26 protein-coding genes are annotated in these 25,829 nt (G+C 56.9%); 12 read left to right on the top strand and 14 right to left on the bottom strand.

Annotated features, from left to right (window positions below):
- Nucleotides 1-12 precede the first annotated feature (12 nt).
- The 4 genes from AC1MDC_RS01610 to AC1MDC_RS01625 all read right to left on the bottom strand — a co-directional run bounded on the left by AC1MDC_RS01610 (nucleotide 13) and on the right by AC1MDC_RS01625 (nucleotide 2,668).
- Entirely contained in the window at nucleotides 13-396 is a 384-nt protein-coding gene (locus AC1MDC_RS01610) for a hypothetical protein (RefSeq protein ID WP_480392358.1), read from the bottom strand.
- A 122-nt stretch (nucleotides 397-518) separates the two neighbouring features.
- A complete protein-coding gene (locus tag AC1MDC_RS01615) occupies nucleotides 519-908 on the bottom strand; it encodes a hypothetical protein (RefSeq protein WP_480392359.1) in 390 nt (129 codons plus the stop codon).
- A gap of 54 nt (nucleotides 909-962) precedes the next feature.
- Nucleotides 963-1,343 carry a hypothetical protein gene (locus tag AC1MDC_RS01620; protein ID WP_480392360.1) on the bottom strand — a complete coding sequence of 127 codons (381 nt, stop codon included), beginning with the start codon at nucleotides 1,341-1,343 and terminating at the stop codon, nucleotides 963-965.
- The gene (locus AC1MDC_RS01625) at nucleotides 1,343-2,668 is read right to left on the bottom strand and encodes a hypothetical protein (protein ID WP_480392361.1); all 1,326 of its coding nucleotides are present in this window, start codon (nucleotides 2,666-2,668) and stop codon (nucleotides 1,343-1,345) included. Before AC1MDC_RS01625 ends, AC1MDC_RS01620 begins: the two co-directional genes overlap by 1 nt.
- 559 nt (nucleotides 2,669-3,227) lie before the next feature.
- Here AC1MDC_RS01625 and AC1MDC_RS01630 point away from each other — a divergent pair.
- The gene (locus AC1MDC_RS01630; RefSeq protein WP_085695863.1) at nucleotides 3,228-3,590 is read left to right on the top strand and encodes a DUF6124 family protein; all 363 of its coding nucleotides are present in this window, start codon (nucleotides 3,228-3,230) and stop codon (nucleotides 3,588-3,590) included.
- 678 nt (nucleotides 3,591-4,268) lie between these two features.
- On the opposite strand, the gene AC1MDC_RS01635 is transcribed toward AC1MDC_RS01630, so the two are convergent.
- Nucleotides 4,269-4,655 (bottom strand): DUF6124 family protein, encoded by a 387-nt coding sequence (locus tag AC1MDC_RS01635; protein WP_480392362.1) that lies wholly within the window; start codon nucleotides 4,653-4,655, stop codon nucleotides 4,269-4,271.
- Between the two features lie 530 nt (nucleotides 4,656-5,185).
- On the opposite strand from AC1MDC_RS01635, the gene AC1MDC_RS01640 reads away from it, so the two are divergent.
- Nucleotides 5,186-5,317: a hypothetical protein gene (locus AC1MDC_RS01640; RefSeq protein ID WP_480392363.1), complete on the top strand. Its 132-nt coding sequence runs from the start codon at nucleotides 5,186-5,188 to the stop codon at nucleotides 5,315-5,317.
- A gap of 32 nt (nucleotides 5,318-5,349) precedes the next feature.
- On the opposite strand, the gene AC1MDC_RS01645 is transcribed toward AC1MDC_RS01640, so the two are convergent.
- From AC1MDC_RS01645 to AC1MDC_RS01655, 3 genes are all read right to left on the bottom strand, one after another.
- Complete coding sequence (locus AC1MDC_RS01645) at nucleotides 5,350-6,039, bottom strand: DUF4145 domain-containing protein (protein ID WP_480392364.1); 690 nt, start codon at nucleotides 6,037-6,039, stop codon at nucleotides 5,350-5,352.
- Nucleotides 6,040-6,393: 354 nt separating this feature from the next.
- The gene (locus AC1MDC_RS01650; protein WP_480392365.1) at nucleotides 6,394-7,095 is read right to left on the bottom strand and encodes a hypothetical protein; all 702 of its coding nucleotides are present in this window, start codon (nucleotides 7,093-7,095) and stop codon (nucleotides 6,394-6,396) included.
- Nucleotides 7,092-7,892: a DUF7946 domain-containing protein gene (locus AC1MDC_RS01655; RefSeq protein WP_480392366.1), complete on the bottom strand. Its 801-nt coding sequence runs from the start codon at nucleotides 7,890-7,892 to the stop codon at nucleotides 7,092-7,094. The genes AC1MDC_RS01650 and AC1MDC_RS01655 overlap by 4 nt, the downstream gene beginning before the upstream one ends.
- Before the next feature lie 465 nt (nucleotides 7,893-8,357).
- Here AC1MDC_RS01655 and AC1MDC_RS01660 point away from each other — a divergent pair, with 465 nt between their 5' ends.
- Nucleotides 8,358-9,197 (top strand): DNA-3-methyladenine glycosylase I, encoded by an 840-nt coding sequence (locus AC1MDC_RS01660; RefSeq protein WP_480392367.1) that lies wholly within the window; start codon nucleotides 8,358-8,360, stop codon nucleotides 9,195-9,197.
- A gap of 52 nt (nucleotides 9,198-9,249) precedes the next feature.
- Here the strand turns inward: AC1MDC_RS01660 and AC1MDC_RS01665 are convergent, their stop codons facing one another.
- Complete coding sequence (locus AC1MDC_RS01665) at nucleotides 9,250-9,681, bottom strand: type II secretion system protein N (protein ID WP_480392368.1); 432 nt, start codon at nucleotides 9,679-9,681, stop codon at nucleotides 9,250-9,252.
- Between the two features lie 132 nt (nucleotides 9,682-9,813).
- Between AC1MDC_RS01665 and gspH the strand changes: the two genes are divergently transcribed.
- Nucleotides 9,814-10,266: a type II secretion system minor pseudopilin GspH gene (gene gspH / locus AC1MDC_RS01670; RefSeq protein WP_011334577.1), complete on the top strand. Its 453-nt coding sequence runs from the start codon at nucleotides 9,814-9,816 to the stop codon at nucleotides 10,264-10,266.
- A complete protein-coding gene (locus AC1MDC_RS01675; protein ID WP_480392369.1) occupies nucleotides 10,263-10,871 on the top strand; it encodes a type II secretion system protein GspJ in 609 nt (202 codons plus the stop codon). Before gspH ends, AC1MDC_RS01675 begins: the two co-directional genes overlap by 4 nt.
- Nucleotides 10,872-11,025: 154 nt before the next feature.
- Here AC1MDC_RS01675 and AC1MDC_RS01680 read toward each other — a convergent pair whose 3' ends face one another.
- From AC1MDC_RS01680 to AC1MDC_RS01690, 3 genes are read right to left on the bottom strand one after another with little or no spacing between them, the layout of a single operon-like run.
- Complete coding sequence (locus tag AC1MDC_RS01680; protein ID WP_480392483.1) at nucleotides 11,026-11,964, bottom strand: FecR family protein; 939 nt, start codon at nucleotides 11,962-11,964, stop codon at nucleotides 11,026-11,028.
- Nucleotides 11,965-11,997: 33 nt separating this feature from the next.
- Nucleotides 11,998-12,549, bottom strand: a complete 552-nt coding sequence (locus AC1MDC_RS01685) for an RNA polymerase sigma factor (RefSeq protein ID WP_480392370.1) — start codon at nucleotides 12,547-12,549, stop codon at nucleotides 11,998-12,000.
- Complete coding sequence (locus AC1MDC_RS01690) at nucleotides 12,546-13,265, bottom strand: STN domain-containing protein (RefSeq protein ID WP_480392371.1); 720 nt, start codon at nucleotides 13,263-13,265, stop codon at nucleotides 12,546-12,548. Before AC1MDC_RS01690 ends, AC1MDC_RS01685 begins: the two co-directional genes overlap by 4 nt.
- A gap of 150 nt (nucleotides 13,266-13,415) precedes the next feature.
- Here AC1MDC_RS01690 and AC1MDC_RS01695 point away from each other — a divergent pair, with 150 nt between their 5' ends.
- Nucleotides 13,416-13,730: a hypothetical protein gene (locus AC1MDC_RS01695; protein WP_234205506.1), complete on the top strand. Its 315-nt coding sequence runs from the start codon at nucleotides 13,416-13,418 to the stop codon at nucleotides 13,728-13,730.
- An 812-nt stretch (nucleotides 13,731-14,542) separates the two neighbouring features.
- On the opposite strand, the gene AC1MDC_RS01700 is transcribed toward AC1MDC_RS01695, so the two are convergent.
- On the bottom strand, nucleotides 14,543-14,983 hold the full coding sequence (locus AC1MDC_RS01700; protein ID WP_480392372.1) for a carboxymuconolactone decarboxylase family protein: 441 nt from the start codon (nucleotides 14,981-14,983) through the stop codon (nucleotides 14,543-14,545).
- 310 nt (nucleotides 14,984-15,293) lie between these two features.
- Here AC1MDC_RS01700 and pdxR point away from each other — a divergent pair, with 310 nt between their 5' ends.
- The 4 genes from pdxR to AC1MDC_RS01720 all read left to right on the top strand — a co-directional run bounded on the left by pdxR (nucleotide 15,294) and on the right by AC1MDC_RS01720 (nucleotide 18,757).
- Nucleotides 15,294-16,730: a MocR-like pyridoxine biosynthesis transcription factor PdxR gene (gene pdxR, locus AC1MDC_RS01705; protein ID WP_480392373.1), complete on the top strand. Its 1,437-nt coding sequence runs from the start codon at nucleotides 15,294-15,296 to the stop codon at nucleotides 16,728-16,730.
- Nucleotides 16,731-16,850: 120 nt separating this feature from the next.
- Nucleotides 16,851-17,144, top strand: coding sequence for a putative quinol monooxygenase (locus AC1MDC_RS01710; RefSeq protein WP_480392374.1), 294 nt, complete (start codon nucleotides 16,851-16,853; stop codon nucleotides 17,142-17,144).
- A 238-nt stretch (nucleotides 17,145-17,382) separates the two neighbouring features.
- A complete protein-coding gene (locus tag AC1MDC_RS01715; protein WP_480392375.1) occupies nucleotides 17,383-17,802 on the top strand; it encodes a cupin domain-containing protein in 420 nt (139 codons plus the stop codon).
- A 241-nt stretch (nucleotides 17,803-18,043) separates the two neighbouring features.
- Entirely contained in the window at nucleotides 18,044-18,757 is a 714-nt protein-coding gene (locus AC1MDC_RS01720; RefSeq protein WP_480392376.1) for an ATPase, read from the top strand.
- Nucleotides 18,758-18,828: 71 nt separating this feature from the next.
- On the opposite strand, the gene AC1MDC_RS01725 is transcribed toward AC1MDC_RS01720, so the two are convergent.
- Nucleotides 18,829-23,715 (bottom strand): NAD-glutamate dehydrogenase, encoded by a 4,887-nt coding sequence (locus tag AC1MDC_RS01725; RefSeq protein ID WP_480392377.1) that lies wholly within the window; start codon nucleotides 23,713-23,715, stop codon nucleotides 18,829-18,831.
- Between the two features lie 517 nt (nucleotides 23,716-24,232).
- Between AC1MDC_RS01725 and AC1MDC_RS01730 the strand changes: the two genes are divergently transcribed.
- On the top strand, nucleotides 24,233-24,586 hold the full coding sequence (locus AC1MDC_RS01730; protein WP_085698331.1) for a hypothetical protein: 354 nt from the start codon (nucleotides 24,233-24,235) through the stop codon (nucleotides 24,584-24,586).
- 280 nt (nucleotides 24,587-24,866) lie between these two features.
- The gene (locus tag AC1MDC_RS01735; RefSeq protein ID WP_007913915.1) at nucleotides 24,867-25,826 is read left to right on the top strand and encodes an AAA family ATPase; all 960 of its coding nucleotides are present in this window, start codon (nucleotides 24,867-24,869) and stop codon (nucleotides 25,824-25,826) included.
- The last annotated feature ends 3 nt before the right edge of the window (nucleotides 25,827-25,829 follow it).

Here is a 25,829-nt window from a genome sequence, read left to right on the forward strand (position 1 = left end):
AGACACCTGCTCCTACAAAAAACCTCTGTATTTCCCGTAATGCCAAAGCACCGTCGTCCCGCCGCACACGAAATAGCCGACATGATATGGACGCGTCGCCCAGAACCTGAGTCCTCTGGGAAGGCGTTCAACGGCGTCGATCAGCAACGGTTCCTGCCGTTGGATACTCTTGGAGGTAATCAACCGGCTGACCTCTGCCATTCGAAGAGTTCTCCAGTGAAAACTCCCACCTGAAGAACGCCAGTCCGTGATCAGGTATAGCCACTCGTCAAAGTGTTTTTCCAGCGCTTCGAGTTTTGTATAAACGGCGTAGAAAATCATTGCGCAGTTGGTCACTGCGAGCAGGATCAGCACTCCCCAAGCCAAGGCATATACCGTGCTGTTGACTTCTATCATTCGGAATACTCGTAGATTTTTTGTCCTGAAAACTCACCACAGTCAGTCATCTTTTTTCTGTCTCAACGGCACGCAACCGACTCGCGATAGCCCTCTTATAGAGGACCGCCTCTCAACGGCCCTTACTTGAACAGCCCTAGATATTCCGCCCAACCATACAAGGCCAGAATTCCCAGCAGAGAAAATGCATTCAATCGATATGGAATTTCGACCCACCGCCGCAAATTCAGCGGAAGGCGCCGGACATCTTCGAGGGCGTTCGGATTATCCAGCAACAGGCGCGAAGGACGCTTGCGAAGCAAAGCAGTGATCAGATTGAGCCTGTGCCTGCGCGCCCAAAAACCGGCACTTCCTTTCTGCGGGCAATTCTGGAGCAGATAACAATTTTCAAGGTGCGACTCGATTTCGGAAAGCTTGAAATACCCGACATAAATCATCACCAGAACGTTGGAAATGATCAGCACCAGTAACCCAATGCCAGTGGCGGCGAACAGAAGTTTGATTTCAGTCATGGGGAGAGACTTCGTAAACCACTTCACCGAAGGCTTGTTTTTCGCTTTGCCCCATTACAAAAAACCTCTGTATTTTCCATACAGCCAAAGCAGTGACGTCCCACCGCAGACGAAATAGCCGACATGAAATGGACGCGTCGCCCAGAACCTGAGTCCTCTGGGAAGGCGCTCAACAGCGTCGATCAGCAACGGTTCCTGCTGTTGGATACTCTTGGAGGTAATCAACCGGCTGACCTCTGTCATTCGAAGAGTTCTCCAGTGAAAACTCCCACCTGAAGAGCGCCAGTCCGTGATCAGGTATAGCCAATCGTCAAAGTGGTTTTCCAGCGCTTCGAGTTTTGTATAAACGGCGTAGAAAATCATTGCGCAGTTGATGATGCCCAGCAGGATCAGCGCTCCACAGCCCCAGGCGAATACTGTGCCGGTGATTTCCATTATTCGGAATACTCATGAATTTCTTGCCCCACTAACTCACCTAGCTCCGTCATCTGAGTTCCTGTCTCCACGGACCCTGCCGCACCGACCACAAGCACACACACCAGTTTTCCCATTCCTTTCAACTTCGCACATACAGCCGAACCTACTTTCTCGCCGAAATATCCACCAGCGAGAGCTCCGGCGGTACCGCCGACCATTTTCCCTCCCTCAACAAACCTCACTTGCCTGCATTCTGCCTCGCGGTCGGACGCGCATACCTCGTAGATTTTTGAGCTGGACGCGCCCAGTTGCAGACCTATGCCGAGATAGCCACCTCCCTTCATGAACTTCGCTGCTCTGGCAACGCCCGCAATGTTGGTTGCATATCCGGGCAGTTGTGCCGGTGCGCCTGCCTTGCCCCACCGGTGAACAATTCGGCGGCTGGACAATCCCAGTGCACGTTTGAGTTTTGGATGATCTGGCAGACCGGTGCCTTTGCGTACCAGCGGCCCAAGGCTGGCGTCCAGTTTCGCCATCAGACGCTTGCGTTTGGCAAAGAACTCCGAGGAATGCAGATGGCGATGTTGGGTGTATTGCTGCTGATGCAGTTGCTCCAACTCTTTGAGGGTGTTTTTCAATCCTTCCAGATGATGGCCGATCATGAATGACGCCACGCCCAATGTGCCCGCCGACACCTCCAGAAACGGCTCAATGACTTCATGATGCTCAACCATGAACGAAGCCTCTTCATCCGAGAGATCTTTCAACGCCTCGTTCACCTTTTCCGCAGCGGCCATCATCTGTGCTTCTTCGCGCCGGCACATGTAGTTGCGTGAATCGCTGAACAAGACCATTTGCCCTGGCTTGACCTGCTCACCGAGATGTCGATTGAGTGACCGGAATTCACGACGCAGTGATTCACCGGGCCTGACTTCGTACAACTCCCGTTCAAGCGCTTCGAGCGTCATGGGTTTCTGAACAATGTGAAAACCCGATTCAGCGGGTTGCGGCAAGGTGTAGGCGTGTTCCTCCACCAGGTGTTGTGCGGGAGGTGGCTCGGGTTTGGGTTTGAAGGCGTTCCAGGAGGCGCCGCCGTTGTCTGTAGCCATGCGTGGCTTTACCAGAGCCCACTCACCGTTACGCACAGCATCGATGAGTTTTCGCTCATTCACGCCTTGCATGTAGTTCGAACGATGCAGGCCCATGGCGTTTAAAAGGTCGTCGAATCCGGGCAGCTCGTCCGGGCGATTCAATGCCTGCCGGAAGTCCTCCATGGCTTGGTAGGAATCGAGGATCTGGTCGCGCTGGCCATGGAGTTCGCTTTGCGGGATGAGTCTGGTCACGTCCGTGTCCCGTTCTGAAAACGGGGGACTTTGGCGAACGAGCTCAGGTTTGAATGCAGGATGGATCGGTGTTCGTTGTAGGGAAAATCCGGATTTCTAGCTACGGGTTCCGGACCCGAATCATCAGTGCTATGCGCCAGCAGAGCCCAATAAAGACGACGCGGGTTAGTTACTGGCCTGTGAAACTCCGTCTGTTTAAGCGACTTTCTGAATACTGTTTAAAGACATCCACCGTTACTTCCTCAAGGCTACAACGCCTTGCGCCATTGCCTACGACTACGCCAGAATCCGCCGGCTTGTGCGTCTAGGGTGCGGGTCTTATCGTTTCCGGGTCACTGAAAAACAGTGATCGGGTTTGGTAGCCCGACCTCCCATATGACGCATTACGTCACCTAGCTTAGATGCCTATTCGGCATCCGTTTTATGGTGGCCATGCGCAGGGCGCCCTCGGGCGCGCCGGATTTTCCATATGGGCCGGTCTACCAACCTTCGTATGGCCACCACCCCTCGTTTGGTAGCGAGAGTGATGGCTCCTTAAGTCCCATATGGAGATACATCTATGTTCAAGCCAACACCCAATCCCCCCGAAACCGATCCGGTTTCACCCTACAAATTTCCCGATTCCCGAACCCTCAACGAAGCCGCCGAACGCGCCCTCGACCACTACCTCACCCCGCAACAACGCATCATGGGCAGCCACACCAAGCACGATCCCATGTACCTGGCCAACCCGGCTTACAACACCGAATCCCTGCTGGCCAACGCCAGCGAATCACTGGGATCGGCGAGCGAAATGCTCAACAACTTTGCTGCCACGCTGGAACCTGGTCATCGCAAAACGGCGATCGGGATTGCGCAGTTGGTGATGTTGAGCGAGCTGGCGGTGAATCAGGCGCTGGATCATGTTGAGGTGAAGACGTAAGCGGCTTGGCGCTGTAGCTCAATAGTCGGAAAGAAAATGGCCGAGGTTGTCAGGTGTGACTGACGACCTCGGCCAAAAGAGCGAAGCAATTTTTTCGGCACACTTCGACATATTGAGACATCACCCATTTCTGCCATTCACGATCAACTGCTTTTTGGCCATTAGCGGCCGTTGTCTCTGCACCGAGCGTCTAGTAAAACGGCTTATCCAATTCCCGACACTGAAGCGAATTTATGATTAATGGCCATGGTCAACGTGTTTGTAATCGATGCGGCGAGCTCATTACGGCTTACTGCCCATCGGTTGAAACGCTAGCGATCATTGGGGTCTTCCATGAGAAGGGTGACCAAGCCGTAGTAGATGAGATCGTCCGGCGAGAAAATATTGATCCGGATATCGTTTGGGAGTACTTCCACCATCGAATGGCACCTGAGTGCGAGCAAAAGCTTGCCCACTGCCCATACTGCGCAGGGCAATTGAGGACTTGGCGTGCGCGCCAATGCATGCATTGTTTTCGAGACTGGCACTGACGCAAAGCGGTTATCGAGCTGCCGGATGCGCCTTCATAGCCAGGTAGCGGCGACGCGGGTTAAGCAATAAAAGGGGACCGATTGAAATGAATCAGTCCCCTTTTTCACGATTCGACTTGCTCGCGAAGGCACCAGGATTGATACCTGCTTAATCAGCAGGTGATCCCGAGGCCTGCTTCACCGGCAATTGCAAATTATCCAGCGCCCGATTCACCGCCAACTCTCCGAGCATGATCAACTGCGCAATCCCCACCAACGCACGACGCTGCGAAGCCGGCACCAGACTGGCGATGTTCTGCGCAATGGTTTGGGCCGAAGCGAGTGTTTCACTGGCATCAATCAGCAGTTCTTCGTTTTTGTTGTCCGCCGTCACGGCATACATCCCGCGGGTTCTGCGTGGAGGCGGCGTGGAGCCGGGCGGACAGAGGTAATGGTCGAGCGCGCGGTCGGCGGCTTCGTGGAGTTTTCTGGAATCGATGGATTCGTAGGGGGAAACCGAGTCGTTTTCGGGTGGGTTGGGTGTTGGTTTGATCATGGTGAAGCTCCATTTTTATACCTGGTGGAACCACCAACACCTGTCGCTAAACAAGTAAGGGTGGCAGCTGTGCGCGGGTTAGCGAACCGAGAGGTATAAGACCCGGCAGACCCGAAGGTCTCCCACGCACAGCCACCATATCGTCATCGCAAAAGTCTGCGACAAACGGGAGCGTCGTTGAACTTATACCTGGTCGGGTCGCTAAACCCGGTCGCTGGGTTGCCAGCGACACGTAGACGATAAAGACCAGGTACAAAGCGCACAAGCCGGCGGATTCTGGCGTAGCTGTAGGCAACGGCGCAAGGGTGTGTAGCCTGAGAGAGTGTTTGGAGATGTCTTATTAAACGCCGGCGTTTGTCGAGACCTCACAGCGGCGCCTCCATGAGGTTGAGAGGTCGGCCAGATGATTCTCTGGAAATAAATCAGCCACCTTTTTCCTAGAACTGTTTAGACCTACGACCGTGCAGCCGGGGTCATGACGTTGGATTGCGTGGGGGGCGCTGTTGTTGAAGTGTGGGCGGAACATCACGGTGGAGACCGGCGAACCGGTGGTGGTGAAGGCGCCCTCAGCGACTTTGGAAATCCCGCAGGTCACCTTGAATGGGAACCTGCAGGTAAATGGAAAAATCGATGTGACAGGAACGGCGATGGATGATGGATGAAGGAGGTAACTCCAGCAACCATTCGCACTAAATCATTTCTCTTCCGTAGCTTTCCTTCTTGCGTCCCTCTGTTCAATTCCTTTGCGTTTTTCCTCGGGGAGCAAATCAAAAAGGTCATTGATAGCACTAGGGCTAGCAATCTGGTCTTCAATAATGAGGTTGATCAATTGGAATAATGGGTAGACGAATTTCTCGCTATCTCGAAGGTCGAGAGTTCCAGGATGAACCGCCTCATTCCCAATAACCCGGACTGTATCCAACGCTTGCTGGATCTTACGGGGTAATCCTTTTTCTACAAGATCAGCAATCTGCGTATCTATCTTGTTGGTTGTGCCTGTAAGGTGTTGACAGAGCTTTTCTAGACATAGTCTTAGCAGAGCAGCAGCTGAGCGGGGCGAGATCGACGCAATCTGGCGGGCTTCCTCAAAGTCATCCCTTATCAACTCTGGCATTTGCGGGTGAGCAGGTGCTGCGCTCACTGAAAGTGGATAAACCATGTCTGCCCGAAGAATGTTTGATAGCGTAAGGGAGGAATCTTTATCAATCACGCTTGAGCGCCAGATGTTTCTTTTTCTGCAGCTGTGACATCGCGCGGAAATAAAACCGGTGGGGGTAGTGAACCCACCAGTAGTCAGCATTTCCCAAGACATACCGGCGAAGGCATGGCAATGAGGGCAGTTATAGCTAGCTTTGGTGAATTCTGGAGGAACGAATTTATTCATCACTGGCTTCCATTCTGTGATTCCCTATATTAAAGCTTGCTTCATAGAAACAAAGGGGATTGATCTATTTTCGAAAAATAAATCTGTCCCCTTTTTTGTTTTTTGTGTGTGCTGATTACACTCCGAACAATAAGCAGCACCATGGATTTCTTCCACAATTCCCTTAATCATAGAAACTCCTTTAGCAGACATATAAATCAACGACTCAAAAACCGCACCATCCTAAAGCACACTCGTATCTCGACAACCCTTCCAAGTCTTTGGCAAGAACACAAATAAGTTTCCATATCCCCCCCGAAAAATTGACAAAAGTCTATACGATCGGGCTGTGACGCTCATCGAGAGCTTTTTCAACTAGGCAAAATGATTTATATAGAGCTTTAGACTATCACGGTCAAATATTCCCGCCTTTTTGAAGCTCGATAGAATTGGCCACTTGCCATGATTATTCGCGACACAAAGCAATTGCATCAATGAAGTAGGCATCATAGTCAGCGCGAGAGATATATAGCTATCCTTCTCAGTTGGCGAGGCATAATCATTGATAAACTTAAACACTATTGAGAAGTTTTTCAGATTATCGAAAAGCGCATCAGACGAAACATCTTCCAACTTTGATAGAAGATCTGTTTTGTCACACGTCGCCATAAGAGACTCAAACACTTCAATATATTTGGCAAACGCTTGATTACCTATATAGCTGCCACTTTTTAAATTTATTTTTGCATTTTTTGATTCATCTAAACAAAGGGAAATCAGGTTGAACAATGAAGACTCAAAGCTTTGCTTTGCAGCTAGGTCAGACTGCTGTTTTATGGTCTTCCGCGCTTCAACCTCAGAAGCCTTGGTATCTTCAGCCGCAGTTCGCTGAATAACAACAGTGTCGATCAAGAGCACTACAGAGAGGAACGTCAATAAAGGATTTATATTTCCGCCTATAAAGTCCCCTAGGGGACCGAGGTCCCCTTTTGAAAAATCCTTCCCTACTACATAAAAATAGATGAAGTACAAACCGATTACTAGAACGGCTGCGCCTACAAACAACCAACGCTTCATTGAATTAGCTCGGCTTTATGCAGCCTGAAAAACTTTGTCGCACCATTATTCAACGTTACACGATTCACTTCGGCACGTAATGCAACAAAATTACCTTGGGTAATACCATGAAGACTTCGCACCAGGATACTTTTCTGCCTTTTGGAGAACATTCCGTTGGGTACAAAACTGTAAGAGTCACCATCTATATCTTGCACCAGCCTCCCTGTACCCGTACGCGCATTGAACCGGCTAATACCAACGATTAGTTCCTCGGTCTCCGGATTGGTGATCTCTTCCTCAAGATAACTTAAAGTATTCTGATTGAGTACCGCTATCGGAGTCTGCGCAGCATAAAGTGTAGCTTTATACCCCTGATATTTGACTGGGAGATGAGCATCAAAAATAGATGTAGTTAGTCGATGCGTAATATCTTCACTAAAATACATTTTTTCAAAATTCTTCACAGCCGTTCTTCGATTTATTTCACGATTGTCGCCTATCACTTGCCCAAGTGTATATTGCAAAAGCTCTATATAACTCTTAGAAGTTAGCGCATGCAGGCTCGCGACTGTTTTTTCATTAGTAAATGCCACTTTGAATCGCTGTTTAAACGAACCTTCAAAGCTCGTTTTAAAGTCTATCTTTATACCTTTTCGAGCCGTCGACCTGCTAATATAAGACTTATTAACAATACCATGAGTCGCAATGGATATCGCCTCACTAATACCTTGAAGTGATTTTGAGCCGTAATAAAGGTCGAGACCGTTAAATTCTTTTTCATCGGTATCATATACAACAGAGAAGTCAAATTCCATTTCCAAACCTCAGTTAGTAGGAAAATCATACTACTTGGCAAAATGGCCAAATGCCACTCCTTGCCACAAGTTTTTTACCACCTTCGTCTAAAGTATTAGAGGGAGTAGCATCACACTATCACCAACTGCTATTTACCGAACGCAGCCTACTAAAAAAAATATCATTATCAAACAATGAGTTATCTCACACTTTTCACCTCAAACCTAAATTCAACCGTATTTCTGCCCCCATCCCATGCTTGCCGTATCAAGTCCGAGACAAACCCCACCATCTCCGCTTCGTTCAGAGAACTTGACCCCATCCGCGCGCGTCAGCGACGAATAAAAAAGCAAGATAGTGACTGATCAATTATGAAAATAGTCATCACATTTTTTCGACTTTCCCCTTTGGTTAAAGCATACTACCTTCCCACTAACGAATCGCAGCATCGAACAGAGCCCTACCTCCAGGTTATAATTTTTCACATGAACCAATTCCCATACAAAGATGTATTTTTTGCAGTCGAGAAAAAACTAATTGAGACCGGATCAACACAGATGGACAAAGCTAAAATCCTAGCCCATCTTGGAAAGTTCAAAAAATTCAAAAATCGCAAATTGACAGACAACCAGTATTTTTCCATCCTAGTATTCGTCACATTCTATTCGGGCTTTAAGGCCGCGACTGTTGCATCCAGAAAATCCACAATCCACAATCATTTCGCAAGCTGGGCAATTGCTTCGTCTTACACTGAAGAAGACATACAAAACATCATCAACGATCCGAGTATGATTTCACACGAAAAAAAAATTCGTGCTTGCGTGGCAAATGCAAAAACGTTCTCTTCGCTCATTGAAAAACACGGATCGATAAAGAACTATATCGATTATCACCTACCAACCAAATCGTTCGAGAACCTTCTTTTATTTAAAGAAGTACTCGTGGCATCATTCGCTTACTTGGGCGACATCACCGCCTACCACTTCATGACTGACATTGGGTTGCCCGTACTAAAACCGGATCGAGTAATATGCCGAATTTTCGAAAGATTAGGCCTTCTTGAAAATCAAAAACAATTATTAAAAACCGTTATTCAAGGAAGAAAATTTGCTGCTGCAACAGGCTTCCCAATTCGCTATATTGATATAGTTTTTGTCACCTATGGTCAGGTTAAAACGGACGAAATTGGCATTCTCAAGGGAGTTTGTTTGACAACTCCCCGATGCAACGAATGCAACATCCAAAAACATTGCATATTCACGGCTAAGCCAGCAGATCAAATGGGACAACTTGATAAACTTTCAGCACCGGCAGCTATAGCCTAGGTGGCACTCTTGTCAGTGGATACACAAAAGGAGCTGGCTATAAGCCTAGCGCTCACGGCCGCACCAACCTAGGCATCTCCACCCCCTCCCCCAACCTCTCCACCCCCAACCTCACCCTCTCCCCACCCTGCTCAATCACCACCCCATCCCCCTCCACCGCCACCAACTTCACCCCAGGGCTCACCCGCTCCCCCTGCAAAAAACTCCTCGGCGGCCCATCGTTCAAACTCAAAATCGCCACCGCCCCGCGACTCCCCGCCATCACGCCGCTGACCTTGATCTCCACCGGCGCCGTGCGATTGGAAAACCATTGCAACGCCGGGTTATCGCTGCGCGCCGCGAGCAGTTGCGGCGTGGCCGCCGGGGTGTGGGATTCGGCGGTGGTCAGGAGCAGGGATGACCAGGTGGCGATGCCGACCAGGGCGGCCAGCAGTGCGGCGGCCTGGGTGATTTGGGGGGGTGAAAAGCGTGCGGTGTATCTCATGGGCTGAATCTCCTTTTAGTCCCGGTGACCAGACTACGCGGCAATTCTCACGGTTTTATTTCACACGCCTTACATGTTGGCCGTGCAGGATGGTTTTTTGGAATGGGCTGGACGCAAGGGAGTGCGCATTCGATGAACCGGTGCAGGCAGCAGGGTTTTACGCTGATCGAGTTGATGGTGGTGCTGGTGATCATCGGCATCGCCAGTGCGGCGATCAGTCTGAGTATCAAGCCCGATCCGTTGCAGTTGCTGCGCAAGGATGCCGAGCGCGTAGCGCAGTTGCTGCAGATTGCTCAGGCTGAGGCCCGCGCGGATGGGCGGCCGATTGCGTGGTTGAGCGATGGCAAGGGGTTTCGGTTCAGTCGGCGCAGTGACAGTGGCAAGGGCTTTGATCATTTCGATCGGGACCCGCAGTTGCGGCCACGTCCCTGGCAGAGTCCGAAGCTGGAGGTGCGGGTGGAGCCGAAGCAGAAGGTGGTGCTGAACGCGGAGTGGATCAATCCGCCGCTGCAGTTGACGCTGTCTGACGGGCTCAATCGGTTGAGTGTGCTGCGCGATGCTTCGGGCCGGATTAGCGTGCAATGAACAGACAACAAGGTTTTACGCTGATCGAGGTGATGGTCGCGATTCTGTTGATGGCGGTGGTCAGTCTGATTGCCTGGAAGGGGCTGGACAGTGTCACGCGCGCCGACAAGCATTTGCAGGCCAGTGGTGAGCAGAGCGACAGCCTGTTGCGGGCGTTGAATCAGATGCAGCGGGATGTGGAGATGCGCGCCGGGATCGAGCTTGCCGAGCCGAAGAAGGTCGGCACCGAGGATGAACCGGCGACGGCGCCGCCTGCCGTTACAGTGCGCAGCAGTGACAGCAAGGGGTTTCGGCTGGACATCATTCGCAGTGCGGCGGATCAGCCGGGGGCGTTGCAGCGGGTGCGCTGGTGGCTCAAGGGGGACACGCTGTATCGCGCAGTGGCACCGGCGAGCAGTCGGTATCCGTTGCCGGCGCCTACGGCTGGGGTGGCGGTTTTGGGTGGGGTGAGTGATTTGCAGGTGCGGGTTTGGGAGGCGGACAAGGGGTGGCGGCAGTTGAGCGGGAATCGGCGGGAGGATCCGTTGGGGTTGGAGGTGCGGTTGACTCGGGAGACGGCGCAGGGGGTGGAGAAGTATCGGCAGGTGATGGGGCCGCTCCAATAACTGGGCTCTATGTGGTCCCTGTGGGAGCGAGCTTGCTCCGGGCGGCGATCCGACGAAGGGGCCTTCACATCCGACATCTCATTGCCTGAACTACCGCTTTCGCGAGCAAGCTCGCTCCCACAGGGTTCTATGGCGTTTATGGGGGTTGTGTTAGCTAGCTGAGGACTACGACGCCGCCCGGCAGCTCGGTGCATTTGACGCCGTAGGCATCGCGGATCAATGCGCCTACGCCGGCCAGTTGATCGAGGGAGAAACGCGCCTGTACGCGGCGCTGGCCGAGTTCGCGGTTGAGCAGCAGCAACATGCCTGGGCGGTAGCGGTTGATCTCGTCGATCATCTGGCTGAGGGTCGTGCCGTTGAACACCAGCACCTGCTGACGCCAGTTGCTCACCGCGGCGGTGTCGACGCTTTGTACGTTGCCGACCCGTTGTGCGTCGTAGGTCAGCTGCTGGCCCGGCTCCAACCGCAGGCTACGGCCTTCAACTTCCACGTCCACCGCGCCATCGAGGCACGTCACGCACACCTGTTGATCGAGGTTGCGCAGGTTGAACCTCGCCCTGCTCGCCCGCAGCCAGCCGCCACCGGCCTGCATCGCCATCGGCAGGCGTGCGGTCTGCACTTCGACTTCGCCGCTGACCAGTTCAAAGCCTTGCACGCCCTCATCCACCGAACGCTGGTTGATGCGGGTCTGGGTGTTCAGTTCCAGGCTCAGGCCATCGGCCGGTTCGACCCGACGTTGCTGGCCGACTTCGGTGATGTAATCGGCACCGAGCCCGGAGAACCCGCCGGGTATCGTGCCGCGCACCAGCAAGAAAGCCGCCGAAGCAGCCATCGCGCCGCCGAGAAAGGCCCGGCGTCCAAACCGTCGTGGCGCCTGCGTCGCTTCCGCCACCGGTTGCAGCAGGTGCCACAAGACCTTGCACTCTTCGAAGGCGTGGGCGTGTTCGGGGCTTTGGGCGCACCACTGGCGCAGCGCTCGGGCGTCGGCGACCGTGGCGCGGCCGGAGGTCAGCAGGATCAGCCAGTCGCGGGCTTCGCTTTGCAGACGCTCGGCAGGCGTGGGCTCGGCAGGTGTCAGACGGAAGATGTTCAAACGCACAGGTACTCGACGGGTTGATCGGGAGCTTCATTCACTAGACGGTTTTCCGGCCCCGCGACCGAACCGCTGAAACACTTTTCTTTCCAATTTGGCCGCGCAGTGTCCGAGGGCAGCCTTGATTTCCTTCTCGACCATGCGTGTGGAGATGCCGAAACGCTGGGAGATTTCCAGGTGCGGCGCTTCTTCCAGGCGTGCGGCGATGAAGATTCGGCGCCGCCGCGCGGGCAGCTCGTAGAGGGCGCTGAGCAGGGACTGGATTTCCTTCTGGCCGCCGACCACGCGCATCGGGTCCAGCGCTTCGTCGCTGACTTGCAGCAGTTCTTCGACTTCGCTGCCGGTGAGCAATCGTGCATCGGCCTGGCGGCGGTCGGCGGCGATGTTCAGGGCCATGCGATAGAGGTAGGCGTTGGGCCGCAGCAGGTTCGGCGGCGCTTCCATGCGGTCGACCCGCAGGTAGGTTTCGTGCAGCACGTCGTTGGCCAGGTCCTCCGAGCCGAGACGGCGTCGCAGGCGCACCCGAAATTCCTCGTAGGACGTCAGGAACAGCTGGACCATCGAACTTTGTCCGGCGTCTTTCATCCCCCGGAAACTCCTTCCCATTGTGTGCATTCCATGCGCTTTCCTGACGATTCGGGTAACAACAGCAACGTGACTGGCTGGCGCAATGCGCCGGGTGTGGGCCGGTCGATTTTGAGCGTGTGAAAACTGTCTACCAGCGCGGCATCGCGCCGAACATCACCGGTGGAAGTGACCAACCGGTTGTGCTGCACCACGCCGTCGCGACCGATCCACAACTGCAACACCGCACGAAAACTGCCGGGCCGGGTCAGCGGCGAGCGGCACAGGTTGCGCTCAATCGCGGCCTGCACCGCCGTGGCGTAGCTACGGTTGACGGCTGCGCTGGCGGGGGTCGGTTTCTCCGCCGGCAACGGCACGTCCTCGACTTGCGCGACCTGCAAGGTGAACGCGTCGTCGCGGCTGTACTTGGCCATCAAGCCACTGCCGCCGAGCATCCGGCGCAACGCTTCGGCGGCGGTGAATTCACCATCTACCGCCAGGGAGCGTCGACCGCGACTCAACTGGCTGTCGACCAGCACCGCCATGCCGGTGGCGCGGCTGAACTGATCGAGGGCGCGGGCCAGTTCCTGGGCCGGGATGTGCAGCGTCATGCGCATCGATGCCGGCACCGGGTCGGCACTGGCCCGGCTCAGAAACAAGCCAAGCAGCAGCCCCAGACAGAGCTGGCGCACGAGCGCTGAGCGCGCAAATTCGTCCCTGGCACGGCCTCGCTGCACGGCTGATGCACCCCTGAAAACCGTCATCCTGAGGGCTGTTTATGAATCTGGTGTGACGGCCACTGCAAAAAAACCATCACGGGATCGGCGCCGCCGTTGCACTAGACTCTTGAGTCAGAGCGGCCCCTTCGGGCCGGCCAGGAGGCAGGCATGAAATCAGTCTGGAAAGTCGCCCTCGGCGGGTTGTTGCTGACGGTGTTTAGCGCTGCACAAGCGGAGGAGCCGCTGGGCTGCGTCGAGGTGACGGTGGGTGGCTACAAGGCGCCGAATTACGACTGCCTGAGCCAGCAGATGGGCAACAACCCTGACGGCGCGGCGGCTGCGCAGAAGAATCAGGAAGCGATGAATGTGCCGGTCAACAAGCGCCCGCCGAATCAGGTGGGACTGGCGACGCCAGCGGCCACCAGTACGCGGATGGGCAATACGTTTGGCACGTCGGTGAAACCGCAGCGCCCGCCGAACTAGTTTTGATCGTTCCCACGCTCCCGCGTGGGAATGCAGCCCGTGACGCTCCGCGTCACTGGACGCGGAGCGTCCCTAGAGGCATTCCCACGCGGAGCATGGGAACGATCAAAACCACAGCCACCGAACCAGCTTTCACCTGATCATTCCCACGCTCCCGCGTGGGAATGCAGCCCGTGACGCTCTGCGTCACTGGACGCGGAGCGTCCCCAGAGGCATTCCCACGCGGAGCATGGGAACGATCAAAACCACAGCCACCGAATTAGCTTTCACCTGATCGTTCCCACGCTCCTGCGTGGGAATGCAGCCCGTGACGCTCCGCGTCACTGGACGCGGAGCGTCCCCAGAGGCATTCCCACGCGGAGCATGGGAACGATCAAAACCAAAGCCACCGAACCAGCTTTCACCTGATCATTCCCACGCTCCTGCGTGGGAATGCAGCCCGTGACGCTCTGCGTCACTGGACGCGGAGCGTCCCCAGAGGCATTCCCACGCGGAGCATGGGAACGATCAAAACCACAGCCACCGAACCAGCTTTCACCTGATCGTTCCCACGCTCCTGCGTGGGAATGCAGCCCGTGACGCTCTGCGTCACTGGACGCGGAGCGTCCCTAGAGGCATTCCCACGCAGAGCATGGGAACGATCAAAACCACAGCCACCGAACCAGCTTTCACCTGATCATTCCCACGCTCCCGCGTGGGAATGCAGCCTGTGACGCTCCGCGTCACTGGACGCGGAGCGTCCCCAGAGGCATTCCCACGCGGAGCATGGGAACGATCAGCGTGTAGGGGGCGCAGCGATTGATGGCTCGTGATCAATCGCTGGGAATCTGACGGAAGCTCACCGCCAACCGATTCCAGCTGTTGATGGTGCTGACGGCCATGGTCAGGTCCACCAGTTCGGTCTCGTTGAACTGTTCCCGCGCCCGCTGGTAAACGTCGTCAGGCACCCGGCTATCGGCCAGCAGCGTGACAGCCTCGGTCCAGCCCAGCGCCGCACGCTCGCGCAGGTTGAAGAAGCCGCTGTCGCGCCAGACCGCAATGGCGTAAAGCCGTCGATCCGTCTCCCCTGCCCGCCGTGCTTCGACGGAGTGCATGTCGGTGCAGAAGGCGCAGCCGTTGAGTTGCGAGGCGCGGATCTTGATCAGGTGCAGCAACGACGGTTCGATGCTCAGGCTGCTGGTCAGCGCTTCCAGGGCAATCATCGCTTTCATGGCTTTGGGTGAAGCGCTGTAGTAATCCAGACGCGGGGACATGGTCGGGCCTCGGGCAGCAGAAGAGTGATTTCACGGTAAGCGTTGGTTCGGCAAGGTTACAGCCCCAATTGCACGGAAAACCGGCAGACCACTGATCCAGGCAAAACACGAAACCTGTGGGAGCGAGCTTGCTCGCGAAAGCGGTGTGTCATTCACCTTTGACAGTGGCTGAACTGACGCCATCGCGAGCAAGCTCGCTCCCACAGGGTTTTGCGCCAATTTGGGGGATTTGCACTACGCAACTTCTGCCGATACCGCATTCGGGGGTAATCTGGCCGACACTTCAGTCGCCCCCGGGAGCCCCGTCGGTATGGAACTTCATGTCGTGATCAACGGCCGCAAGGATCTGGCCGGTCAGTTGTACCAGCAACTGCGCGGCGCCATTGAGTCCGGGCGTCTGGCTGCCGGCACGCAACTGCCGCCGAGCCGTCTGCTCGCCGAGCAATTGGGGATCTCGCGCAAGACCATTTCCGACACTTACGCGCAGCTGACTTACGAGAATTTCCTCACTGGCGTCATCGGCAAAGGCACTTACGTCAACGCCCGCTCGACGCCGGTGCAGCGCAAGCAAAGCCATTCCGAGCTGGCCAGTTCCGAGGTGATCGAGAGCTGGCGCAATCTGCCGGTGTTCCTGCGCCATCCGACGCTTGAGGGTTCGCTGCGTTATGACTTCATCGGCGGCGCCACCAGCAAGGGCCAGTTTCCCCAGGATGACTGGCGCCGCTGCGTCTCTCATGCCCTGCGGCAGATGGCCAGTTCCAAGGGTTTCTACAGCGTGCCGGAAGGCCTGCCGGCGCTGCGCAATGCGATTGCCCGGCACATCGCGTTTTCCCGTGGCGTGAACTGTCAGGACGAAGACATCGTGGTGTGCAACGGCGCACAACAGGCGCTGGATCTGATCACCCGCGTGTTGATTCGCCCCGGCAGTCTGGTGGCGATGGAAGATCCCGGCTATCCGCCGGCGCGGCTGCTGTTCGGCACTCACGGGGCGACGGTGGTCGGCGTGCCGGTGGATGCCGAAGGCATTCAGGTTGAACGGATTCCCGAGGGCACGCGGTTGATCTACGTGACGCCATCGCACCAGTTCCCGCTGGGCATGCCGATGAGCCAGGCGCGGCGCGAAGCCCTGCTCGAACGGGCCTATGAACTCGGCGCGATCATCATCGAGGACGACTATGACAGCGAATTCCGCTACGAGGGCCGGCCCACCGACTCGTTACACAACCTCGATCAGCGCGGTATCGTTGCCTACGTCGGCACCTTCTCGAAAACCCTGTTGCCGGAGCTGCGCCTCGGCTACGCCATCCTGCCGCCGGCGATTCTCGAAGCGGTGATCCGCGCCAAGCAACTCACCGATTTGCATGCCTCCACCCTGCCCCAATGGGCGCTGGCCAAGTTCATCGCCGAAGGCTGTCTGCTCAAGCACATCCGCCGCTGCCACACGATTTATGCCCAGCGCCGTGAACGGATTCTCGCGCGCATGGCCACTGACCTGTCGCCGTGGCTGGAGGCCGTGCCGCCCAGTGCAGGATTCCACATGGCGGTGTTCTGCAAGGTGCCGATCGACTTGCCGCTGGTGATCGAACTGGCGAAAAAGGTCGAAGTCGGGCTGTACGCCATCAATGGCTTCTATCACCAGCAACCGGCAAAAAACGGGATGTACTTCGGCTTCGGTGCTATCGAAACGCTGGACATCGACATCGCGCTCGACCGCCTGCGCGACATTCTGCAACAGGTTGTTGGTTAGATTGGACTAAATGATTAACCGCCGATTGGTTATTGGTGATCCGGCGGCGCAGGCCTATTCTGCACAAGCGTTATCCCTCAATGAGCAGGATTCGTCCGGCCTGATTCAGGAGTGTGAGCAATGTCCAACGAAGTGATCAACACCGTACAGGTGCAGGCTGCCGCCGGCCGATCGGAGGAGCTGGGCAAGCAGTTGCAGAAGATCGTCGAAACCCTGCGCGAAACGCCGGGCTGCGACTCCTACCTGGTCGACCGCTGCCCCGAGGACAGCCACCGCTGGACGGTCAGCGCCCGCTGGCAGTCGGAAGCGGCAATGCAGGCGCATTTCAATCGCCCGGAAGCCCAAGGCTTCATCGACCTGATCGACAGTCGTCTGGCCAATAGCGTGGATTTCAAAAGCTTTCCTATCGTCTGATCCGCCGCCTTCGTCGGAACGCCGCCCGGAGCAAGCTCGCTCCCACAGGGTTTCGTGCAGTTCACTAATAATATGAACGACACAGAACACTGTGGGAGCGAGCTTGCTCGCGAAGGCGTATTCGAAAGCGCTGACATCCCCCAGATTGGTCACCCGAACTTCCCGAATATTGGCCGTTTGAATACCCCGGCACGCGGACTACTGTGATGACCGACTCCCCCACTTATCAGGTGATCACATGAAAGTCCTGCACTTGCTTGCCGCCCCGCTCGCCGCTCTGGCCCTCACCATCAGCGCTTCGGCACTGGCCCACGGCACCGATTCCCCTTCCGAGAAAATCTCGGTCCTCCAGGACCAGATGCTGAAAAACGTCCCCGGCAAAAAAGCCATGATGATCGAAGTCGATTACAAACCCGGCCAGTCCTCCATCGCCCACAAACACGACGGCACGGCGATGGCCTATGTGCTCGAAGGCGAAGTGACTTCTCAGGTCAAGGGCGAACAACCGATCACCTACAAGAAGGGCCAGTACTGGTACGAGCCGGCCGGTTCCGAACATCTGGTGTCGAAAACCCCCAGCAAAACCAAACCTGCCAAGTTGCTGGTGTTCATGGTGTTGTCGCCAGACGAGCAAGTGCTGATCCCATTGAAAAACTGATGGTTGTTCAAGCAGCCATAAATAAAAGGCGCAAATGATTGATTTGCGCCTTTTTTATTACTCGCGGCAATTAATCAACAACGCTTACAGCCAATAAAACTATTGCATGACAGTCATTCAGCAAATTGTCAGGTTGTTTTCAGTTTGGCGGGAGTAGTCTGAGGCAACTGTCGCCGGTTGCATTTAATCAACCCCGACATCTCTGACTTTCCGACTGAAGTTGCTTCACGGGAGACTCACCATGAAACTTGCCTTTGCCAGTACCTTGGCGATATCGGTTTTAGCGTTGTCAGCCTGTTCTGTTCCTACCGCCCCGAAAGCGGTTTCCTCCCTCGACACCCTGTTCACCCAACCGGTGGGTCGCAGCAGCGCCACCCAGGTCAAAAGCGGCCCCGGTGTCTCGCTGGGCGTCGTCTACAGCCCGAGCACCCAGACCAACCGCGAATACCTGCGCAACTACCAGGCCAACGCCGGCACCGGTTTTGGTCAGAGTCTGCTGGTGCAGCCGATTCATGACGCCTACGTCGCCACGTCAAAACCGGACATGGCGGTGGATTGGGTGAAAGCCTCGCTGCAACGCCAGTTCGGCTCGGTCACGGTGTACCCGGACATGCAGAGCCTGCGTGCGGCGAATCCGGATGTGGTGGCGATCGTCGATACTCACAGCCAGTTGATTACTTCACGCAGTTCGGACATCAAGGCCGATGTGAGTGCGGATTTCTATGACGGCAAGTTCAACTATATCGGGACGGCGAAAGGCTCCGAGGCGAAAGAGTTAACACCGATCTGGGCGGACTTCAAGCGTTCGGAGGAGATTGTTGCGGATATTAATCAGCAGCAGGAAGTTCAGGTTCGGGCGTTGCAGAAGTTTGACCAGTCGCTCAGCAATTTGCTGACCAGACCGGCAGATAAAGTGTCGATGCTTGATAACAAACAAGGACCTAACTTGCAGTAACTATAAAAACCATCAGGCGAAAAAAAGCCCCCGCATCTCACAATGCAGGGGCTTTTTCATTCAACGGTTACTCAAGCAAGCTCAAGCTCCGCAGTCGCCGCGGCAGGCACGACCGCCTGACCGCTCAGCGCCACGTCGTTCAGCTCACGGTTGGCCACCGCGTACATGGCGTAATCGGTGCCGCTGGCGGCACGGATTTCCACCAGCATGGCGCGCCAGCGTTCGATCATGGCGTCGTTCTGCTTCATCCACAGTGCCAGACGGGTTTCCACGTCCGAATCACCGCCGCCGGCTTGCAGAACGGCGATGGTGATCGCGCGTTGCTGCCAGTCGACGTCGTCGCGGAACGCTTCGCGGGCCAGGGCTTGCCAGTTGTTTTCAACGGGCAAGGCGCTGATCTGCGAAATGTACCAGGTGATGTCCAGCGCGCTGCCCACGGCGAAGTACGCCTTGGCCACTTCGGCTGGATCCTGACCGGTCACGTCGGCCGCTTCGATGATCGGCAGCAGCGTGTAGAGGTGGGTAGTCCCCGCCACCATACGCGCCAGCAGCTCCGGAACACCGGCAGCCACGTAAGCCTGATAACGCTCTTGCCAGTTCTCACGGATTTCGCCGCTCAGCAGCTCGTCCAGCTTCAGGCCCAGCTCTTTCAGGTGCGGACCGAAATGCGCGACGTCACGGGCAGCGTTCTGCTCGTTGCGGCGGGCACGCAGGAACCAGCGCGTAGCGCGGCGGCCCAGGCGCATCAGCTCGTCCATCAGCTCCAGTTGCACGTCAGCGGAGACCTGATAGTCCAGCGCTTCGATCTGACGGAACCAGTGCGGGAGGTGGAAGATGTCGCGCACGATCACGTAAGCGCCCGCCACGTTCGCCGGGGTCATGCCGGTGGACTCTTTGAGTCGCTGAACGAAGGTGATGCCCATGTGGTTGACCAGATCGTTGGCGATCTGGGTGCTGACGATCTCGCGCTTCAGGCGGTGACGACGCATGGCTTCGGAGAACTTGCTGACCAGGGTCGGCGGGAACGCCGTTTCCATGTCGCGGGTCAAGTAGTCGTCGTCCGGCACCAGGGAGCCCAGCAGCTGCTCCTTGAGGTCGATTTTGCTGTACGAGATCAGTACCGACAGTTCAGGGCGGGTCAGACCGTGGCCTTCGGCAACGCGTTCGGCCAGTTGCTCTTCGGTCGGCAGGAACTCGATGGCGCGATCCAGCTTGCCACGGGCTTCCAGGTCGCCCATCAGACGTTTGTACTCGGCGATGCGTGCGTAGGCACGACGGGCCGCCAGGGACAGGGCCTGAGTCTGCTTGTAGTTGTTGCCCAGCACCAGACCACCGACTTCGTCGGTCATGCTCGCCAGCAACTGGTTGCGTTGCTTGTCGGTCATGTCGCCGGCCTGAACCACTTCGTTCAGCAGGATCTTGATGTTGACTTCATGGTCGGAGCAGTCCACGCCACCGGCGTTGTCGATGAAGTCGGTGTTGGAACCGCCGCCATTGAGACCGAACTCCACACGACCCAGTTGGGTCATGCCGAGGTTACCGCCCTCGCCCACCACTTTGCAGCGCAGTTCGTTGCCGTTCACGCGCAGCGCATCGTTGGCCTTGTCGCCGACATCGGCGTGGCTTTCGGTGCTGGCTTTCACGTAGGTACCGATACCGCCGTTCCACAGCAGATCCACCGGCGCCTTGAGCAAGGCGTTCAGCAGCTCGGTCGGGGTCAGCTTGTCGGCCTGGATGTCGAAGCGATCTTTCATCTGTGGCGAGATGGCGATGCTCTTCGCGCTGCGCGAGAAGATGCCGCCGCCTTCGGACATGATGCTGGTGTCGTAGTCGGACCAGGCCGAACGCGGCAGGTCGAACATGCGCTTGCGCTCGACGAAACTGGTGGCCGGGTTCGGGTTCGGGTCGATGAAGATGTGCATGTGGTTGAACGCAGCAACCAGTTGCAACTTGTCGGACATCAACAGGCCGTTACCGAATACGTCACCGGCCATGTCACCCACGCCGACCACAGTGATGCTGTCTTCCTGGACATTGATGCCGCGCTCGCGGAAGTGGCGCTGTACGCCAACCCACGCGCCCTTGGCGGTGATGCCCATTTTCTTGTGGTCGTAACCGGCCGAACCACCGGACGCGAACGCGTCACCCAGCCAGAAGCCGTAGTCGATGGCGATGCCGTTGGCGATGTCGGAGAAAGTTGCAGTGCCCTTGTCCGCCGCGACCACCAGGTACGGGTCATCGTCGTCATGACGCACGACGTTGACTGGCGGTACCAGTTTGCCGTCCTTCAGGTTGTCGGTGATGTCCAACAGGCCCGAGATGAAAATGCGGTAGCAGGCGATGCCCTCGGCCGCGATCTCGTCACGGCTGCCGCCCAGTGGCAGGCGACGCGGCAGGAAGCCGCCCTTCGCGCCCACCGGCACGATGACCGAGTTCTTCACTTGCTGGGCTTTTACCAGGCCGAGGACTTCGGTGCGGAAGTCTTCTTCACGGTCGGACCAGCGCAGGCCGCCGCGAGCAACGTTGCCGAAGCGCAGGTGCACGCCTTCGACGCGTGGCGAGTAAACGAAGATTTCGAACTTCGGAACCGGTTTCGGCAGTTCAGGGATCAAGTGCGGGTTGAACTTGAAGCTGAAGTACGACTTGTTCTGGCCGTTGGCGTCGGTCTGGTAGAAGTTGGTGCGCAGGGTCGCTTTGATCAGGTCAAGGTAACGACGCAGGATGCGGTCTTCGTTGAGGACTTGAACGTCGTCCAGCGCGGTCAGGATGGCCTGTTCCAGACGCTGTTGCTTGTCGTCCAGATCATCGCTGCCCAGCTTGCGGGCCAGATAGAAACGGGTCTTGAACAACCGGGTCAGTTCGCGAGCGATGTCGGTGTGGTTGTTCAGGGTGCTGGCGATGTAGCCGAGGTCGAAGCCCAGGCGGATCTGCTTCAGGTAGCGGGCGTAGGCACGCAGCAGCGCAACGTCGCGCCATGGCAGGCCGGCGGTCAGCACCAGACGGTTGAACGCATCGTTCTCGGCATCGCCACGGACGATGTGGACGAAAGCATCCTGCAGGGTGTCGTTGAGTTGCTGGATGTCCAGGTCCAGACCTTCGGCAGCGGTGAACGCGAAGTCGTGGATCCAGAACTCGCGGCCGTTGTTGTGGCGCAGGCGATACGGGAATTCACCGAGCACGCGCAGGCCGAGGTTTTCCAGAATCGGCAGCACGTCGGACAGTGCCAGCGGAGTATCGGCGTGATACAGCTTGCAGTGCAGCTCACGCGGGCCGGAGGCCAGCGGCTGGTAGAAGCTCATCGCCAGTGGTTTCTTCTCGCTCAGGTTCAGCAGGTGCTGCATGTCGACCACGGCCGAATGCGCAGCGAAACGCTCGCGGTAGCCGGCCGGGAAGCCTTTCGGGAAATCGGCCAGCACGTTGGTGCCGTTGGCTTCGCCGAAGGTTTCGACGGTCAGGGCGGCGTAGTCGTCCTGCCAGCTGCGGCAGGCCTGGATCACTTCGTTTTCCAGTTGCAGCGGGTCGATGTCGATGCGGTTTCTCGGGTCGACGCGCAGGATCAGTTGCACGCGGGCCAGCACGGACTCGGAGAAGAACGTCCAGAATTCGCAGTCGGAGGCTTTCAGACGCTCCATCAGCACTTGCTGGATCTTCTGGCGGACTTCGGTGGAGTAGATGTCGCGCGGCACGTAGGCCAGGCAGTAGCAGAAACGGCCGTACGGGTCTTTGCGCAGGAACACGCGGATCTTGTTGCGCTCCTGAATCTGCACGATCGACATCACGGTGCTGAACAGTTCGTCGACCGGGGTCTGGAACAGGTCGTCACGCGGCAGCACTTCCAGAACCTGTGCCAGTTCCTTGCCCAGGTGAGCCTTGGCCTGGAAGCCGGAGCGACGCTCGATCTCTTCGACCTTGCGGCGGATGAACGGGATGACACGCACGCTTTCGCCATACACCGACGAGGTGTACAGGCCCATGAAGCGGTGTTCCTTGATGACTTTGCCGTTGGCGTCAATTTCACGGATCGACACGTAGTCCGGGTAGGCCGGACGGTGTACGCGGCTCGGATGCGCGGCTTTGGCGAACGACAGCAGCGTCGGTTCACGCAGGTAGGCAACGGCGTAATCTTCGATGTGGCGGTCTTCGTTGGTCAGACCGGTGCGCAGCATCTTGGTCAGGCCGAGGAAGGAGTTCTGGTCGTATTCGATGTGGCCGCCATCGGCCTGATCGACAACAGTGAACTCTTCGTAGCCGAGGAAGGTGAAGTGGTTGCCCACCAGCCATTCCAGGAAGCTTTTGATTTCGTTCTTTTCGTCGGCATCGACGGCGAATGCGCTGTTATCGAGCTTGGTGAGGATTTCCTGCACCTTGGCCTTCATCGGCTCGAAATCGGCGACCGCGACGCGGACTTCACCCAGGACCTGTTCCAACTCCTTGGACAGCACATTCAATTCGGCCGCATTGGCGCAGCGGTCGATTTCCAGGTACATCAGCGACTCGTGCAGCACGCCTTCGCCGGTGGTGCCTTTTGGCAGGATTTCCAGCAATTCGCCCTTGTCGTTGCGACGCACGCTCAGCACGGTGGTCTGCAGGGTGTGGATGCTGTAGCCGCGACGGTTCAGCTCGGTACGCACCGAGTCCACCAGGAACGGCAAGTCATGGTGCAGCACTTCGACCGCGGTGTGGGTCGACTGCCAGCCGTGACGTTCGTAATCGGGGTTGTAGACGCGCACTTGCGGTTGCGCGTGATCGAAGCGCTCAAGCAGGCGCCACGCAGAAAGAGTACAGCCAGCGAGGTCGGAGAGGCGACGTTGGGTCAGCTCGTCCAGGGAAATGATGCCGAAGAATTGTTCAGCGAACAGCGCCACTTGTGGCAGTGCCTGTTCACTGATGTGCTGCGCCAGTGCCGCTTGCAGTTGGTGCTGGAAGTCGGCTTTGCTGGCTGCGGTGAAGAACGCCATCTGTGGTACTCCGCTTGGGCTTGTTATTGATGGAAAGCGTCGCGTACAAAACCCCTTTCGGGGCGTTCCGTCGCCCTGTTCCTGAATCTCGGGCAGAGGAAACAGGGTGACAGGTGGGTGAAGCTGGACGAGACACTCAGGTCACATTCACCTTCCATGAATGGGCATCTGCAAAAACGACTGCCTGGCGCCGCTCGCGGGGCCATGGCAATGCCTTTACGGGTGCTCATCCGTTGCGCAGCTTAATGGGTGCGACAATGTGTCTGCTTGCGGTGCTGCGACATATTCGGTCATTGGCACGTAAACCAAGGCCTGCGCATCGGTAAACACTAGCATTCATGGGGCAGAGCGCCGGTCTGAATGCCCGTTTTTACGGTACAGGCGTGCCCGGAATGACCATTGACCTGTGTCGCGTTCACGACACATCCTCTGACACTCTCACATGCAGAAATTCCCGAGGGCTGGCAGAATCGCGCCCAATTGCGACCAACAAGCCCGCCGAGGCAGGAATTCCCCCATGCAAATGACCACCGCCCTTTTGATCGTCAACCCGTGCGACGACGAAGAAGACAACATGGCCATGCTCTGCTGCCACAGCGATAAGGGCGAAATGTTCCTGATGAGCCGCTACCCGGACGAGGACGAACTGGAGATCACGCTGGATGGCGAGCCGTCGACCCTCGACGGGGTCAAGGCCACCCTGAGCAAGACCCAGTTGAAGATCGAAATCGCGGCCGCGGATGCCGATGCGTTGAATGGCGATGATGTGCTTGAAATCACCTTCAACCCGGACATGGTGGACTTGGCTGAAGTCGAGGAAACCCTGAAGAACATTCTTGAGGGTACTGGCACCTTTATCAGCCAGATTTGAGGGTGTCTGCACTGGCCCCTTCGCGAGCAAGCTCGCTCCCACAGTGACCGCGCTCTGCCAGGAGAATATGGTCCATTGTGGGAGCGGGCTTGCCCGCGAAAGGGCCCTCGACAACACCGCACATCCCCCGCCCTACAAATTTCCAACAATTGACCCGGTCATTTCCCGCACTTTGCGCAAAATGCCGTTAGTCGCCACCCCCTGCGATGGATTAAAGTAACGCCCCCAGCCCCGGCGTTATCCGAACGCCTGTGGCCACCCTTTCCAGGAACAGTCATCGATGGAACATCGTGAAGCGCTGCTGGCGCTGCGAACCTTTCTTTCAACGCAGATTCTCGGCCAGGAAAAACTCATCGAGCGCTTGCTCATCGCCCTGCTCGCCGACGGCCACATGCTGGTCGAGGGCGCTCCGGGTCTGGCCAAGACCAAAGCGATCAAAGAGCTTGCCGAGGGCATCGAAGCCCAGTTCCATCGGATTCAGTTCACCCCCGACCTGCTGCCCGCCGACATCACCGGCACCGAAATCTACCGCCCGGAAACCGGCAGCTTTGTGTTCCAGCAAGGCCCGATCTTCCACAACCTGGTGCTGGCGGACGAAATCAACCGAGCCCCGGCCAAGGTGCAATCGGCACTGCTCGAAGCCATGGCCGAACGTCAGGTCAGCGTCGGGCGCAGCACTTACGAGCTGTCGCCACTGTTTCTGGTGATGGCCACGCAGAACCCGATCGAGCAGGAAGGCACCTATCCGCTGCCCGAAGCCCAACTCGACCGGTTCCTGATGCACGTGAAAATCGGTTTCCCGGACGCTGCCGTCGAACGCCGGATTCTGCAACAGGCCCGGGGCGAAGCCCTGAACGGTGAAACCAAGCCCGAGCGCCGGGTCAGCCAGCAGGCGATCTTCGCCGCGCGCAAGGAAATCCTCGGTCTGTACATGGCGGACGCCGTGGAGGAATACCTCGTGCAACTGGTCATGGCCACGCGCAACCCGGCCAAATTCGATCCGGAAATGGCCGAGTGGATCGCCTACGGCGCCAGCCCGCGCGGCTCCATCGCCCTCGACCGCTGCGCTCGCGCCCATGCCTGGCTGGCCGGACGCGACTTCGTCAGCCCGGAAGACATCCAGGCCGTGCTGTTCGACGTGTTGCGTCACCGCATCATTCTGTCGTTCGAGGCCGAAGCCGCAGGCATCGACCAGGATCGGGTGGTGCAACGGATTCTCGACGTCGTAGCCGTCGCTTGACCC

This window comes from Pseudomonas sp. 1 (assembly GCF_056626735.1).